Origin of the sequence: Streptomyces sp. NPDC021224 (assembly GCF_044332905.1) — a bacterium.
GTDB lineage: Bacteria > Actinomycetota > Actinomycetes > Streptomycetales > Streptomycetaceae > Actinacidiphila.
In genome coordinates this window covers 466,130-478,388 of the sequence record NZ_JBIRPW010000003.1, presented here as the reverse complement: position 1 = coordinate 478,388, position 12,259 = coordinate 466,130, and the positions used below count along the sequence as shown (strand labels likewise).

The following is a 12,259-nucleotide window of genomic DNA, read 5'->3' as shown; positions in this document are numbered from 1 at the left end:
CATGACGCCACGTGAGGGTCAAGCGCGGCGTCCCGTCCCGGTGCTCCGGGCCCTCCGTTCCCCACCGGGCTGGGCGAGGGCTTCTCGGTGCGGCCGGGCGCGGCGGGGGGTGGTGCGGCGGGCGGGTCAGGGCGCCGGGTGGCCGTAGACCGCGGAGTCGCCCAGCTCCTCCTCGATCCGGATGAGCTGGTTGTACTTGGCCGTGCGGTCGGAGCGGGACAGGGAGCCGGTCTTGATCTGGCCGCAGCCCGTGGCGACGGCCAGGTCCGCGATCGTCGTGTCCTCCGTCTCGCCGGAGCGGTGGGACATCACCACGTTCCACCCGGCGCGGCGGGCGGCCGCCACCGTGCCGAGCGCCTCGGTCAGCGTGCCGATCTGGTTGACCTTGACCAGGACGGCGTTGCCCACCCCGGTGCGGATGCCCTCGCGCACCAGCGCCTCGTCGGTGCAGAAGACGTCGTCCCCGGTGAGCTGGCAGCGGGCGCCGACCCGCGCGGTCAGCTCGCGCCAGCCCTCGTGGTCGTCCTCGGCCATCGGGTCCTCGACGGAGACGACCGGGTACGCGTCGATGAGCCCGGCGAGGTAGTCGACCTGCTCGGCGGACGTCCGCCGCACGCCCTCCCCCGTGTACGCGTACACGCCGTCCCGGTAGAACTCCGAGGACGCCGGGTCCATGACGAGGCCGATGTCCGTGCCCGGCCGGTAGCCGGTCCGCTCGATCGCGGCCATGACGAAGTCGAGCGCCTCCTCGGCCGTACGCAGCGCGGGCGCGAAGCCGCCCTCGTCGCCGACTCCCGTGGAGTGGCCCGCGGCCAGCAGGTCGCGGCGCAGGGTGTGGAAGACCTCGGAGCCCATCCGCACGGCCTCGGCGAAGGTGCGGGCGCCGACCGGGGCGATCATGAACTCCTGGAAGTCCAGCGGGTTGTCGGCGTGGGCGCCGCCGTTGACGATGTTCATCATCGGCACCGGGAGGACACGGGCGTCGGCCCCTCCCAGGTAGCGGTAGAGCGGCTGCCGGTGCGAGGCCGCGGCGGCCTTGGCCGCCGCGAGCGAGACGCCGAGCAGGGCGTTCGCGCCGAGCCGCGCCTTCGCGGGTGTGCCGTCGAGCGCGACGAGCGCGGCGTCCAGACCCGCCTGGTCGCGGGCGTCGCGCCCGGTCACGGCGGCGGCGATCTCGCCCTTCACATGGGCCACGGCCCGGTCCACGCCCTTGCCGTGCCAGCGCTCCGGGTCGCCGTCGCGCAGTTCCACCGCCTCACGGGCGCCGGTGGAAGCACCGGAGGGGACGGCGGCGCGGCCGAGCGACCCGTCGGCGAGGACGAGGTCGACCTCGACGGTCGGGTTGCCGCGGCTGTCGAGGACGGCGCGGGCGGTGAGGCTGCTGATGCTGGTGAGTGCGGGCATGGGAGGTCCTTCCCTTCGTCGCCTGCCGGGCCCGGCTGCGACGGCGCTGGCGCTCGGCCCGACATCTGGAACTCTACAGCATTGCTGTGCAGTAATGCTGTTCAGTTCCGCTGTTCAGTTACACTGTTCAGCGTAGCTGCGCAGCTCAGCTGCATAGTTGCGTTACGGGTTAAAGTGCCCTATGCCGACCCCGGAAGCCGCCACCGTCGCGGCCGAACTGCGTACCGCGATGGGCAAACTCACCCGGCGGGTGAAGGGCGAGGACGTCATTCCGCTCGGCCAGATCGCCGTGCTCGGCGCCCTCGACCGCGACGGTGCGATGACCACGAGCGACCTCGCGGCCGATCAGCGGGTACGGCCGCAGTCGATGGCCCGCGCGGTGGGCCTCCTCCTCGACCAGGGCCTCGTCACGCGCCGCGCCCACCCCACGGACGGGCGCAAGTCGCTCGTGGAGCTGTCGGAGGCGGGGCGCTCCGCGCTGGAGGCCGAGCGCGGCCGCCGGGCCGGGTGGCTGGCCCTCGCGATCGAGTCCGAGCTGTCGGAGGAGGAGCGGGCGGTGCTTGCGCGGAGCGCGGAGCTGATGGAGCGGTTGGCTGCGCGGCGGGGCGGGATGGGGGGCTCCTGACGCGGGGCCCGCGGGGCGGGCGGCAAGATGGCCGCACCCGGCCTACAGCCGGGCCGCAACCGGGCCGCATTCGGGCCCCACCCGGGCCCTGTCCGCCGGCACGACATGCTCAGGAGGCATCATGGCCGCAGGCACGCATCCCGTCGACTTCGTCGACTTCACCGATCCGGTACCCCGGTCCGGCGCGTTGGACGTCCGCTGGATCCACGGCTCGCCGTCGGCCAAGCACAACACCGACCCGGACATCCAGGTCCACGCGTACGACGAGCACACGGTCGTCCTGCGGCAGAACAAGGCGATCCACTACGAGGCGCCGTTCCTGTTCCTGCTGTTCGGGAACGCGCGGGCGGTGCTGATCGACACCGGGGCGACGGCGTCCGCCGAGTTCTTCCCGCTGCGCGAGGTCGTCGACCGGCTCGTCGACGAGTGGCTCGCCCGGCACCCGCGGAACGGCTACGAGCTGCTGGTGCTGCACACACACGCGCACGGCGACCACGTCGCGGGGGACGGCCAGTTCGCCGGGCGCCCCGGCACGCGGGTGGTCGGGGCCGACCTCGCCACGGCGTGGGGCTACTTCGGGTTCGACCAGGACCCGGCGGCGGTGGCGCGGGTCGATCTGGGGGGCCGCGTACTGGAGTGCCTGGCCACTCCCGGGCACCACGAGGCGGCGGTCACGTACTACGACCCGTGGACGGGGTTCCTGCTGACCGGCGACACGGTGTATCCGGGGCGGCTGTACGTCCAGGACTGGCCCGCGTTCGTCCGGACGATCGACCGGCTGATCGAGTTCGCCGGGCAGCGGCCGGTCACGCACGTGCTGGGGTGCCACATCGAGATGACCCGCGAGCCGGGCGTGGACTACCCGATCCGTACGACGTACCAGCCGGAGGAGCCTCCGCTGGAGATGACGGTCGAGCATCTGCGGGAGATCCGGGCGGTGCTGGCGGAGGCCGGGGAGGAGCCCCGGCAGGTGGCTGGGGGGCGCTTCATCGTCTGGCCGTGAGGCGGGCGCTGCGGGGGCCTCTTGCGGTGTTCCGCGCGACCTTCTGCCGGTGGGGGCTGGTCGCGCAGTTCCTCGCGCCCCTTTGCGCGGCGCGCCGCAGGGTGGGTCGGGGGCCGCCACGGGGCACCTCCTCGGAATGCGCCTTCGCCCTCCTCCCGAGTTGGTGAGGGACTGGGAAGCGCATTCCTGCGGGGGCACCCCGCACCGTCCCCCTCCGGGCCGGCTGGGCGGCTGCCTGCCGGTGGGGGTGATGGGGGGAAGGGTGGGGCTCAGACGACGTCGAATTCGTTGCCCTCGGGGTCCTGCATCGCGGTGGCGTAGAAGCCGGTGTCCGGCTCGTCCTTGATCCTCAGCACGGTGGCACCGGCGGCGACGAGCCGGTCCACCGTGGCCTTGACGCGCTCCGTGCGGAGGTCGAGCGGGACGCCACGGCCGCCGCCGACCTTGAGGTCGAAGTGCCACCGGTTCTTGCCGGTCTTCTGCTCCGGAACGTGCTGGAACCACACGCGCGGCCCGTGCCCGGCGGGGTCGACGATCGACTCCGGCGTGTCCCCGGCGCCGGACGGCAGTTCTTCGGCGGGCAGCCCCAGGGACTCCCAGTAGGCGTGCCAGGTGGCATGGCCGTCCGGCGGCGGCTCGGGGACGTAGCCGAGAGCCTCGGTCCAGAACGCCACCATCCGCCGCGGGTCGGAACAGTCGATCGTGAGCTGCACTGTCATCTCCATGCCCGGAGCATCCCAGGCGGGTCTGACAATCGATCACCGTCGGACGTTCAGCGGCCGTCCGGATCCGGGAGATACGCGGAGACGACCGCGACCCCGGCGCGCAACTGCTCGGCCTGGGCGGCCTGACCCGCTCGGTCGTAGGCCTCGGCCGCGGCCTCGCGCTCGGCCAGTTCCGCCCGGACGATGCCCTCGACGTCGGCCTCCGTCAGCTCCCGCCGCGCGGCCTCCGCCGCGCCTGCGCCCACGGGTGTCTGCTCGATCGCCAGGCTGCCGCCCGGCGCGTCGGGCAGGGCGACGGCCTCGGCGTTCTCGATCGCCGCGAGCGTGGAACGGAGCAGGGCCAGCGTCGCCTTGTCCCGGGCCCGCATGGCGGCGGGCAGCGCGGCTCGCAGCCGCTGCTGAAGCGTGTCGGGGGCGGCTGAAGGGTTCTCGTGCGTCATGCCCGTACGCTACGGCCCTCCGGCCCGGACCTCGACCGACTTCAGGCGGGCCCCGCCTTCACATACGCCACGAAGCAGGCCCATTCTTCGGAGGAGAAGAGCAGCGCCGGCCCCTGCGGGTCCTTGCTGTCCCGGACGGGGACCACGCCGAGCACACCGTCCGCGACCTCGACGCAGTTGCCGCCTTCGGCGTCGCTGTAGCTGGACTTACGCCAGCCCGGCAGGGCGGACGCGTCAACGAGGTGCGTTGAGATCATCACGGTCGCGCTCTCCTTCGTGGGAGGGACGGTTCAGGCCCCGAAGCGGCCCGCCTTGACGTCGGCGACGAAGCTCGCCCAGGCTTCCGCCGGGAAAACCAGCGCCGGACCCTGCGGGTCCTTGCTGTCCCTAACGGGGACGACGCCGAGCACACCGTCCGCGACCTCGACGCAGTCGCCGTTGTCCCCGCCGCTGTAGCTGGACTTCCGCCACGTCGTCAGCGCTGACACGTCAGGGATGTACCTGGGAGGCATGGCGTTCGTACTCCTTAGCCACCGACTCGATCATGCTCAGGGACGCCTCGGGCGAGAGCCCCGCGGCCTTGGCAAGATCGTAGGCGTCCCGGTAGCGCTGAACCATAGCCGGGTCGTCGATGAGGGAACCGGTGTAGAGACCCTCGACGTAAGCCGCGTCTGGCTCGTCCTCGAAGCGCATCAAGGACATCATGCTCGCCATCGTCGCGTGAGCGCCTGCGCTGTACGGAATCACCTGCACGAGCACACGGCCCGACCGGCCGAGTTGGGCGATGTGCCGGAGCTGCTCGGCCATCACCTCGGGGCCGCCGACCACCGCGCGCAGCACATTCTCGTTGAGGATCGTCCAGACCTCGGGACCGTCCTGCGCACGCAGGATCTCGGCACGCGCGAGCCTGTTGACAACTAGCTTGTCAACCTTCTCGGGAACGTAGTTGGCGTGCTGAGCGCGGAAGACCGCTCGGGCATAGCGCTCGGTCTGGAAGATGCCGGGCACCAGCGACACCGCGTACGAGTAGATCGCCACAGCCCGCTGTTCCGCGTCCGCCGCGTCGTTGAAGTGCTCGGCGAAGCGCTTGCCGTTCAGCGTCGGCAGGAAGCGGACGAAGAAGCCCTCGGTGCACAGCACCTGGTCCAGGCGGCGGGCGTCGTCCAGGCTCGGTTTGCGGCGGCCCGCTTCGATGTGGGCGATCATCGACGGCGAGAGGATCACCAGCTCGCCGAGCTGCACTTGTGTGAGCCCCCCGGCCTCGCGGCGCAGTCTCAGTTCCTCCCCGTACTTGACCCTCGGGTCGGAGCTGGAGCTTCGCGCCTGCCTGCCCATCATGGCTGCTCCCCTCGTTGACAGGCCCGTTGGAGACCTGCGCCTCTTGTCAAGGCTATCCCCGGCCAAGCCACTCTGTAAGCGGAAAGGCACAGAACGTGCCCGCAGACTTCGCGGAGGACTACGCATATGGAACCGTCGTACGAGGACGACAGCCAGAGCCCCGACCAGCCCGAGCGGCAGCTCGTCGTCATCCGGTGGCCGATGAGCGCCCGCGCGGTCGGGCGGGCGCGGGGGGAGTTGCGGGAGGCGTTGTGCGGGTGGGAGTTGGAGGGGCTGGCGGACACCGCGGAGTTGGTGCTCAGTGAGTTGATGACGAACGCGGTGCGGCATGCGCGGACGCCGCGGGGGCGGCTCATCGAGACGCGGTACGAGCGGCGGGAGGAGGGCGTGCGGATCGAGGTGCACGACGCGTCGCACCGGATTCCGTTGACGCGGCGGGCGGCGGAGGAGGACGAGGCGGGGCGCGGGCTGGCGCTCGTGGGGGTGCTCACCGGGCAGCGGTGGGGGGTGAGTTCGCGGGACGGGGTCGGCAAGCTCGTGTGGGCGCACGTGGGGTGACGTCAGAGGGGGAGGACGAGCAGGGGCGGGCCGGTGGGGGCGGGCGAGCCGCCGGGGGGTTCCGCGGTGATGCCGACGGCGTCCGCGCCCGCGGGGGTGCCGTCGAGGAGGGCGGTGCCCGCCGGGCGGGCGGGGAGGAGGCCCGCGGGGGCCATCGTTCCGGCGCGGCGGTACCAGAGTTCGTAGACGCGGGAGTCGGGGAGGTCGGGGAGGTCGTGGAAGAGGACGGCGGAGCGGCCGAGCGTGGGGGACGAGACGACCGTGGCCGTGCCGCCGCCGGTGAGGGGGCCGGTGTGGAAGGTCGCGTCGGGGGCGGTGGTCACGGCGTTGAGTTCGGCGGCGCGCTGTTCGGCCCGTACGGCGACGTCGGCGCGGTGGCGGGCGTCGAGCGCGAGGCCGGTGGCGACCGCGGTGACGGCCAGGCAGGCGGCGAGGGCGAGGTGGGACAGGCGCCAGCGGCGTCGGGGGGGACGTGGTGCGGGGGCGTCCGGCGGGAGCTGGCGGACGGCGGGGAGCGCGGCGAGGACGCGCTCGCGCATGGCCGCGGGCGGCACCTCGGCGACGGCCATGGCCAGCCGCGCGGCGGTCTCGGTGAATTCGCGGACCTCCTGGCGGCAGGCGCCGCACTCGGCGAGGTGGTGGCGGAAGGCCCGTTCTTCCGGTCCGGACACCGCGCCGAGCGCGTACGCCCCGGTGAGGGTGTGCAGGTCGGCGGTCATGAGCCCACCCCCAGGCAGTCGCGGAGGCGAACGAGGCCGTCGCGCAGGCGGGTCTTGACCGTGCCGAGGGCCACGCCGAGGACTTCCGCGGTCTGCTGGTAGGTGTAGCCGCGGTAGTAGGCGAGGGTCACGGACTCCTGTTGGAGGGGGGTCAGTTGCCGCAGGCAGCGGCGTACCTGCTCGTGTTCCAGGCGGCGTTCGACGTGTTCGCTGACCTCGTCGAAGGCGGGTGTGTAGTCCCGGACGCCCACGCGTGCCTCGCGGTGGGCGCCGGCCTCCGCGGACTGGACCCGGTCCACGGCGCGGCGGTGGGCGAGCGTCATGATCCAGGCCATGGCGCTGCCCTTCCGCGCGTCGAACCGTGCCGCGCACCGCCACACCTCGACGAGCACTTCCTGGGCGACCTCCTCGGACTGCGCGGGGTCCCTGACGACGCGCCGCACCAGGCCGAGGACGGACCCGGCGACGGCGTTGTAGAGGCGTTCGAACGCCTCGCCGTCGCCGCGTGCGACACGGTCGAGCAGCGACTCCAGCCGTCCCGGCGGGGACGGCTCGGGGGCGGGTTCGCTTGCACTGCGTGTCACGGCACGCACGGGCACCTCCTGGCAGGCACGGCGGTCAGCCGTGGGTCGCGGTCCGGTCGTCGAGGGAAGCCTCCCGGAGGCTTACTGGGGCGGCATCAGGACGGTGTCGATGATCTGCACGGTCGCGTTGGCCGTCTCGACGTTGCCGCACACCACGTTGGCCGTGTTGTTGACCTTGTACGACTCGCCGGAGCCGGACGTCGTCAGCGTGCCCTTCTCCAGTGTGGTGTAGGTGCCGTGGGCCAGTCCGTCCGGCGCCTTCACCGGCTGGCCGACCACGTGGTAGGTGAGGATCTTCGTGAGCATGGCCTTGTCGGCGAGCACCTTGTCGAGGGTGGCCTTGGGGAGCTTGGCGAAGGCGGCGTCGGTGGGCGCGAAGACGGTGATGCCCTGCGCGTTGTTCAGGGTGTCCACGAGCCCGGCCTTCTGCACCGCCGTGACGAGCGTGGAGAGCGCCGGGTTGTGCGAGGCGGCGGTGGCCACCGGGTCCTGCGCCATGCCGTCGAAGCTTCCGGCGCCGTTCTTCGGCACGGCCGCGCAGCCGGGGCCGAACGGCTGGTCCATGGCAGCGACGGACGGGGCGGCCGCGCTCGTCGCGGGAGCGGCGGACGACGCGGAGTCGTCCGCGGACTTCTTGTCGCTGCTGGAGCACGCGGTCAGCGCGAGGGGCAGGACGGCCGCGGCCGTGAGGGCGACGGTGACGCGGCGGGCGAGGTGGCTCATGGTCTCTCCAGGGGGTGTTGTAAAGGGGGTTGTGGATCGCGTGTCCGCAGGGACGGCATCGGGGGTCAGGTCACGGTGACCACCACCGAGTGCCGGCCGGTCGCCCCGTCGGGGACGGTTCCGGTGCGCCGGGAGGTCTGGGTCGCTCCCGTGCGGTCCGTGGCGCGGACTTCGAGGGTGTGGGTGCCGGGAGGCGCGTCCCACTCCCACTGCCACTGGCGCCAGGTGTCGACGGTGTCCTCGGCGGCGAGGGTGGCGGTCCGCCACGGGCCGCCGTCCACCCGCACCTCGACGCGCTCGATGCCCCGGTGCTGGGCCCAGGCGACGCCGGCCACGGGGACGCGGCCGGCGGCGGGCGTGGCGAACGGCCTGGGGGTGTCGATGCGGGACTGCGTCTTGACCGGCGCCCGCCGGGCCCAGCCGCGCCGCACCCAGTAGGCGTCGTAGGCGTCGAAGGTGGTCAGCTCCAGCTCGCGCAGCCACTTGCAGGCGGACGCGTAGCCGTACAGGCCGGGGATCACAACCCGTACCGGGAAGCCGTGGGCGAAGGGCAGCGGGCTGCCGTTCATGCCGAGGGCGAGCATCGCGTCGCGGCCGTCGAGGACGGTCTCGACGGGGGTGCCGATGGTCATGCCGTCCACGGAGCGGGCCACGAGCTGGTCGGCGGGGCCGCCCTGCGAGGGGGCCCGTACGCCCGCCTCGCGCAGCAGGTCGGCCAGCCGCACGCCGGTCCACCGGGCGTTGCCCGTGTAGGGACCGCCGACCTGGTTGGAGACGCAGGTCAGCGTGATGTCCCGCTCGATCAGCTCGCGGCCCAGCAGGTCGGCGTAGGTGTACTCGACCTCGCGCGGCACGCCCAGGCCGTGCAGGCGCAGCCGCCAGGTTCCGGCGTCGATCCTGGGGACGACGAGGGCGGTGTCGACGCGGTAGAAGCGGTCGGCGGGGGTCATGAACGGGCTGAGGCCGTCCACGGGCAGTGCGGCGCCGCGCGGCACCGGATCCGCCGGGGACGCGGGGCGGGGCAGCACGACCGCGGCGCGTGAGCGCGCCGCGGCCGCTCCCCGGCGGCCGTTCAGCGCCCGGCCGAGCGTCCCGGCGCCGGTGGAGGCGGCCGCCGTGGCCGCCGCGGCGACGACGAAGCCGCGCCGGTCGAAGGCCGGCGGCCCGGCTTCCTCCCGGACGGTGGGGCCGCTTGCGGGAGGACGGGGGGTGAGGCGCGCGGACAGCAGCATCAACACTGCGGCCGCGACGAACGCGGCCGCCAGGGAGGGCAGGACGTCCGCTGCGCGGTGGTCCGGACGGCTGGTGGCGGCGAGCACGCCGACGAGGCCGAAGACGGCCGCGCCCGCGGCGGCGGTCCGGCGCAGGCGCAGCGCGGCAAGGCCGAGGGCCACCGCGAACAGGCCCAGCAGGACGACGATGCCGAGCTGGAGCACGAGCTTGTCGTGGGTGCCGAAGTGCCGTACGGCGTAGTCCTTTACGGATGCCGGGGTGCGGTCGACGACCGCGCCGCCCACCACGACGACCGGGCTCGACTGCGGCCGCACCGCCGCCGACACCAGTTCGGCCGAGCCCAGCGCGGCCGCTGCCGCCAGCAGCCCGCTCAGGCCGCCCAGCACCCACCGCCCGCGCCGGGGGGCCGGTCGGCCGCCGCTGTCCGTCTTTTCGCTCACACCAGGTATTCGGAGCCGCGGCCCGTGTGGATGGGTCCATCACCCGAACGAGTTACCGGAGGGGCCGGATTGTCAGTGGTCGCCCCTAGCGTGGTGTCCGTCGGGGTGGAGCGGATCAGGGGAGGTCACGGGCCATGGGTGCCAGTTCGTGGGAGTACGTCACGCCGTATGCGGGGAGCGTGGAGAAGTCGCTGGCGGCCTTGCAGGACCGGCTCTTCGCGGAGGGGTGGAGCGAGGACTTCGGGAGCATCGCCGAGATGTGGGCGGACGAGGAGTTCATGGGCACGGCCGGGACGCACTCGGTCCTGGACATTCCGCGGATCGTGCCCCCGACGGGCGAGCCGGCGGACATGGACGCGGAGGGCTACGGGACGCTGCGCCCGCTCGCGCCGGAGCGGATACGCCTGCACTTCGGCACGGACCGGCCGACGACCGCCGCGTTCGAGCGGGCGCTCGCCGAGGCCGGTGCCGGGCTGGAGCAGCCGGTCGCGGAGCGCGGCCCCACGCTGCTGGACGAGCAGACACCGCGCTGGACGGGGCGGTACGTCCTGCTCTACGACGGGGCGGGCGCCGACGAGCCGAGCCATGTCGGCATCTTCGGCTCGTCCGGGGACTGAGGGCGCTCAGGGCAGGGGCAGCGGCTTGCCGAGGTCGGCGGCGCGGGCGGCACGGCGGGCGGTGACCTCGTCCTGGGTGCGGGCCATCTCGCGCAGGACGGAGCGGCGGTCGCGGGCGGAGAGGCGGTCGAGGTAGAGGTTGCCGGACAGGTGGTCGGTCTCGTGCTGGAGGCAGCGGGCGAAGTAGCCGCGGCCCTCGATGACGAGCGGGTTGCCGTGCAGGTCCCGGCCGCGGACGACGGCGGTGTCGGGGCGGGCGAGGGGGCGGTAGGGGCCGGGCACGGACAGGCAGCCCTCCGACTCCTCGACCAGGCGGCGCCGTTCGGCGGGGAGTTCGTCGAGGACGGGGTTGGCGATGTGGCCGACGTGGCGCACGCCCCACTCGTCGGCCATGTCCCAGACGAAGAGCCGCAGCGGCACGCCGACCTGGTTGGCTGCGATGGCCGCGCCTTCGGCCATCGCGTTGGTGGCGAACATGTCGTCGACGAGCCGGGCCAGTTCGGGCGTGCCGAAGTCCGTGACGTCGGCGCACGGGCGGTGCAGCACGTCCTCGCCGACGACGGTGATCCGGCGCAGCGCGCCGCGTCCCACCTCGGGCGGGACGTCGGGGTAGGACGCCACCCGCTCCCCCAGCACCCGCACCTCGCGCACGCCGTCCCCGCTCATCCGCAGCCCCTTCGCAAACGGTGGGCCGGGCAACTCCCCGGCTTGCCAAGTCATTTGCAAAGTAGCACTCTTTGCAAATGACCGAGGACGAACTGCGCGGCACCACCCGCCCGAGCCGTGCCCGCCGTGAGCTGCCGGACCATCCGGTGCGGCTCGCGCTGCTCGACCTGCTCGCCGAGGAGGGCACCGTCACCGCGACGGGGGCCGCCGCGCGGCTGGGGCACAGTTCCGGGCTGTGCTCCTTCCACCTGCGGCAGCTGGCCCGGCACGGGCTGGTCGAGGAGGCCCCGCACGCCGGGGGGCGGGGCGGGCCGCGCCCGTGGCGGCTGCGCTGGGAGGATCCGCGTGTCGCCGAGGCCGACGCGTCCGGCCCCGGGGGCGGACCGTACGGTACGGGCATGGACCCCGCCCGTACCGACGCCTACCTCCGCCGGATCGGCGCCGCACGCCCGGCCGCGGCCGACGCCGACGCGCTGCGGGAGCTGCACCGCAGGCACCTGGTGAGCGTGCCGTTCGAGAATCTGTCGATCCACCTCGGCGAGGACATCGTGCTCACCGAGGACGCCCTCACCGACAAGATCGTCACACGGCGCCGGGGCGGCTTCTGCTACGAACTCAACGGCGCCTTCGCCGCGCTGCTGCGCTCGCTCGGCTTCGGCGTGGAACTGCTGGCGGCCCGCGGTGTCGGGGACGACGGGCGGCTCGGGCCGCCGTACGACCACATGGCGCTGCGGGTCACGGGCGCGGACGGCGGCGGTCCGTGGCTGGCGGACGTCGGCTTCGGGCGGCACAGCACCTATCCGCTCGACTACGCCAGCCGCGCGGAGCAGCAGGACCCATGCGGCCGCTTCCGTCTCGCCGAGGCCCCGCACGGCGACCTGGACGTCCTGCACGACGGCTCCCCCGCCTACCGGCTGGAGCAGCGGCCCCGCGAGGCGGCCGACTTCGGGGCGACGTGCTGGTACCAGCGCACGGCGCCGGGCTCGTACTTCCGGACGTCGCTGGTGTGCTCGCGGCTGACGGACGACGGCGGCCGCGTCACCCTCAGCGGGCGGACGCTCGTCCGGACGGACGCCGAAGGGCACCGCGAGGAGCGGGAGTTGGACGAGGCCGAGGTGCTGCCCGCCTACCGTGCGGAGTTCGGCATCGCCCTGGACCGGGAACCGGCCGTCGCCCCGCGGTGA

The 12,259-nt window shown here is 73.4% G+C and carries 16 protein-coding genes and 1 pseudogene; 6 read left to right on the top strand and 11 right to left on the bottom strand.

Annotated features, from left to right (window positions below):
- Positions 1 to 126: 126 nt before the first annotated feature.
- Positions 127 to 1,404 carry a phosphopyruvate hydratase gene (gene eno / locus ACH4PY_RS10555; protein WP_398178635.1) on the bottom strand — a complete coding sequence of 426 codons (1,278 nt, stop codon included), beginning with the start codon at positions 1,402 to 1,404 and terminating at the stop codon, positions 127 to 129.
- Between the two features lie 181 nt (positions 1,405 to 1,585).
- Between eno and ACH4PY_RS10550 the strand changes: the two genes are divergently transcribed.
- Both ACH4PY_RS10550 and ACH4PY_RS10545 read left to right on the top strand, forming a co-directional pair.
- Complete coding sequence (locus ACH4PY_RS10550) at positions 1,586 to 2,029, top strand: MarR family winged helix-turn-helix transcriptional regulator (RefSeq protein ID WP_398178632.1); 444 nt, start codon at positions 1,586 to 1,588, stop codon at positions 2,027 to 2,029.
- 121 nt (positions 2,030 to 2,150) lie between these two features.
- Positions 2,151 to 3,032 (top strand): MBL fold metallo-hydrolase, encoded by an 882-nt coding sequence (locus ACH4PY_RS10545; protein ID WP_398178628.1) that lies wholly within the window; start codon positions 2,151 to 2,153, stop codon positions 3,030 to 3,032.
- Between the two features lie 269 nt (positions 3,033 to 3,301).
- Here ACH4PY_RS10545 and ACH4PY_RS10540 read toward each other — a convergent pair whose 3' ends face one another.
- From ACH4PY_RS10540 to ACH4PY_RS10520, 5 genes are read right to left on the bottom strand one after another with little or no spacing between them, the layout of a single operon-like run.
- Positions 3,302 to 3,757 (bottom strand): VOC family protein, encoded by a 456-nt coding sequence (locus tag ACH4PY_RS10540; RefSeq protein WP_398178625.1) that lies wholly within the window; start codon positions 3,755 to 3,757, stop codon positions 3,302 to 3,304.
- Positions 3,758 to 3,804: 47 nt separating this feature from the next.
- Complete coding sequence (locus ACH4PY_RS10535) at positions 3,805 to 4,197, bottom strand: hypothetical protein (RefSeq protein WP_398178622.1); 393 nt, start codon at positions 4,195 to 4,197, stop codon at positions 3,805 to 3,807.
- Positions 4,198 to 4,238: 41 nt separating this feature from the next.
- Entirely contained in the window at positions 4,239 to 4,454 is a 216-nt protein-coding gene (locus ACH4PY_RS10530; RefSeq protein WP_398179327.1) for a DUF397 domain-containing protein, read from the bottom strand.
- Positions 4,455 to 4,487: 33 nt separating this feature from the next.
- The gene (locus ACH4PY_RS10525) at positions 4,488 to 4,685 is read right to left on the bottom strand and encodes a DUF397 domain-containing protein (protein ID WP_398178619.1); all 198 of its coding nucleotides are present in this window, start codon (positions 4,683 to 4,685) and stop codon (positions 4,488 to 4,490) included.
- A 1-nt stretch (position 4,686) separates the two neighbouring features.
- Positions 4,687 to 5,535 carry a helix-turn-helix domain-containing protein gene (locus ACH4PY_RS10520; RefSeq protein ID WP_398178616.1) on the bottom strand — a complete coding sequence of 283 codons (849 nt, stop codon included), beginning with the start codon at positions 5,533 to 5,535 and terminating at the stop codon, positions 4,687 to 4,689.
- Between the two features lie 126 nt (positions 5,536 to 5,661).
- Between ACH4PY_RS10520 and ACH4PY_RS10515 the strand changes: the two genes are divergently transcribed.
- Positions 5,662 to 6,093 (top strand): ATP-binding protein, encoded by a 432-nt coding sequence (locus ACH4PY_RS10515; RefSeq protein WP_398178614.1) that lies wholly within the window; start codon positions 5,662 to 5,664, stop codon positions 6,091 to 6,093.
- Between the two features lie 2 nt (positions 6,094 to 6,095).
- Here the strand turns inward: ACH4PY_RS10515 and ACH4PY_RS10510 are convergent, their stop codons facing one another.
- From ACH4PY_RS10510 to ACH4PY_RS10495, 4 genes are all read right to left on the bottom strand, one after another.
- Positions 6,096 to 6,812 (bottom strand): anti-sigma factor domain-containing protein, encoded by a 717-nt coding sequence (locus ACH4PY_RS10510; protein WP_398178611.1) that lies wholly within the window; start codon positions 6,810 to 6,812, stop codon positions 6,096 to 6,098.
- Positions 6,809 to 7,396 carry an ECF RNA polymerase sigma factor SigK gene (sigK, locus tag ACH4PY_RS10505; protein ID WP_398178608.1) on the bottom strand — a complete coding sequence of 196 codons (588 nt, stop codon included), beginning with the start codon at positions 7,394 to 7,396 and terminating at the stop codon, positions 6,809 to 6,811. The genes ACH4PY_RS10510 and sigK overlap by 4 nt, the downstream gene beginning before the upstream one ends.
- Positions 7,397 to 7,477: 81 nt before the next feature.
- A complete protein-coding gene (locus tag ACH4PY_RS10500; protein ID WP_398178605.1) occupies positions 7,478 to 8,119 on the bottom strand; it encodes a fasciclin domain-containing protein in 642 nt (213 codons plus the stop codon).
- 65 nt (positions 8,120 to 8,184) lie between these two features.
- Positions 8,185 to 9,792, bottom strand: coding sequence for a molybdopterin-dependent oxidoreductase (locus tag ACH4PY_RS10495; RefSeq protein WP_398178602.1), 1,608 nt, complete (start codon positions 9,790 to 9,792; stop codon positions 8,185 to 8,187).
- Positions 9,793 to 9,926: 134 nt separating this feature from the next.
- On the opposite strand from ACH4PY_RS10495, the gene ACH4PY_RS10490 reads away from it, so the two are divergent.
- Positions 9,927 to 10,409, top strand: coding sequence for a hypothetical protein (locus tag ACH4PY_RS10490; RefSeq protein ID WP_398178600.1), 483 nt, complete (start codon positions 9,927 to 9,929; stop codon positions 10,407 to 10,409).
- A gap of 6 nt (positions 10,410 to 10,415) precedes the next feature.
- Here the strand turns inward: ACH4PY_RS10490 and def are convergent, their stop codons facing one another.
- On the bottom strand, positions 10,416 to 11,075 hold the full coding sequence (gene def / locus ACH4PY_RS10485) for a peptide deformylase (RefSeq protein WP_398178597.1): 660 nt from the start codon (positions 11,073 to 11,075) through the stop codon (positions 10,416 to 10,418).
- Between the two features lie 77 nt (positions 11,076 to 11,152).
- Here def and ACH4PY_RS10480 point away from each other — a divergent pair.
- Both ACH4PY_RS10480 and ACH4PY_RS10475 read left to right on the top strand, forming a co-directional pair.
- Positions 11,153 to 11,347 (top strand): annotated as a pseudogene (locus tag ACH4PY_RS10480) (helix-turn-helix domain-containing protein); the annotation flags it as partial.
- A 126-nt stretch (positions 11,348 to 11,473) separates the two neighbouring features.
- A complete protein-coding gene (locus ACH4PY_RS10475) occupies positions 11,474 to 12,259 on the top strand; it encodes an arylamine N-acetyltransferase (RefSeq protein WP_398179324.1) in 786 nt (261 codons plus the stop codon).

Bases quoted from the DNA above. Each gene is read 5' to 3' on its own strand.
- ACH4PY_RS10530 (WP_398179327.1), bottom strand. From the start codon at position 4,454: ATGATCTCAACGCACCTCGTTGACGCGTCCGCCCTGCCGGGCTGGCGT.
- ACH4PY_RS10510 (WP_398178611.1), bottom strand. From the start codon at position 6,812: ATGACCGCCGACCTGCACACCCTCACCGGGGCGTACGCGCTCGGCGCG.
- eno (WP_398178635.1), bottom strand. From the start codon at position 1,404: ATGCCCGCACTCACCAGCATCAGCAGCCTCACCGCCCGCGCCGTCCTC.
- ACH4PY_RS10550 (WP_398178632.1), top strand. From the start codon at position 1,586: ATGCCGACCCCGGAAGCCGCCACCGTCGCGGCCGAACTGCGTACCGCG.
- def (WP_398178597.1), bottom strand. From the start codon at position 11,075: ATGAGCGGGGACGGCGTGCGCGAGGTGCGGGTGCTGGGGGAGCGGGTG.
- ACH4PY_RS10475 (WP_398179324.1), top strand. From the start codon at position 11,474: ATGGACCCCGCCCGTACCGACGCCTACCTCCGCCGGATCGGCGCCGCA.
- ACH4PY_RS10520 (WP_398178616.1), bottom strand. From the start codon at position 5,535: ATGATGGGCAGGCAGGCGCGAAGCTCCAGCTCCGACCCGAGGGTCAAG.
- ACH4PY_RS10540 (WP_398178625.1), bottom strand. From the start codon at position 3,757: ATGGAGATGACAGTGCAGCTCACGATCGACTGTTCCGACCCGCGGCGG.
- ACH4PY_RS10490 (WP_398178600.1), top strand. From the start codon at position 9,927: ATGGGTGCCAGTTCGTGGGAGTACGTCACGCCGTATGCGGGGAGCGTG.
- ACH4PY_RS10535 (WP_398178622.1), bottom strand. From the start codon at position 4,197: ATGACGCACGAGAACCCTTCAGCCGCCCCCGACACGCTTCAGCAGCGG.
- ACH4PY_RS10515 (WP_398178614.1), top strand. From the start codon at position 5,662: ATGGAACCGTCGTACGAGGACGACAGCCAGAGCCCCGACCAGCCCGAG.
- ACH4PY_RS10500 (WP_398178605.1), bottom strand. From the start codon at position 8,119: ATGAGCCACCTCGCCCGCCGCGTCACCGTCGCCCTCACGGCCGCGGCC.
- ACH4PY_RS10545 (WP_398178628.1), top strand. From the start codon at position 2,151: ATGGCCGCAGGCACGCATCCCGTCGACTTCGTCGACTTCACCGATCCG.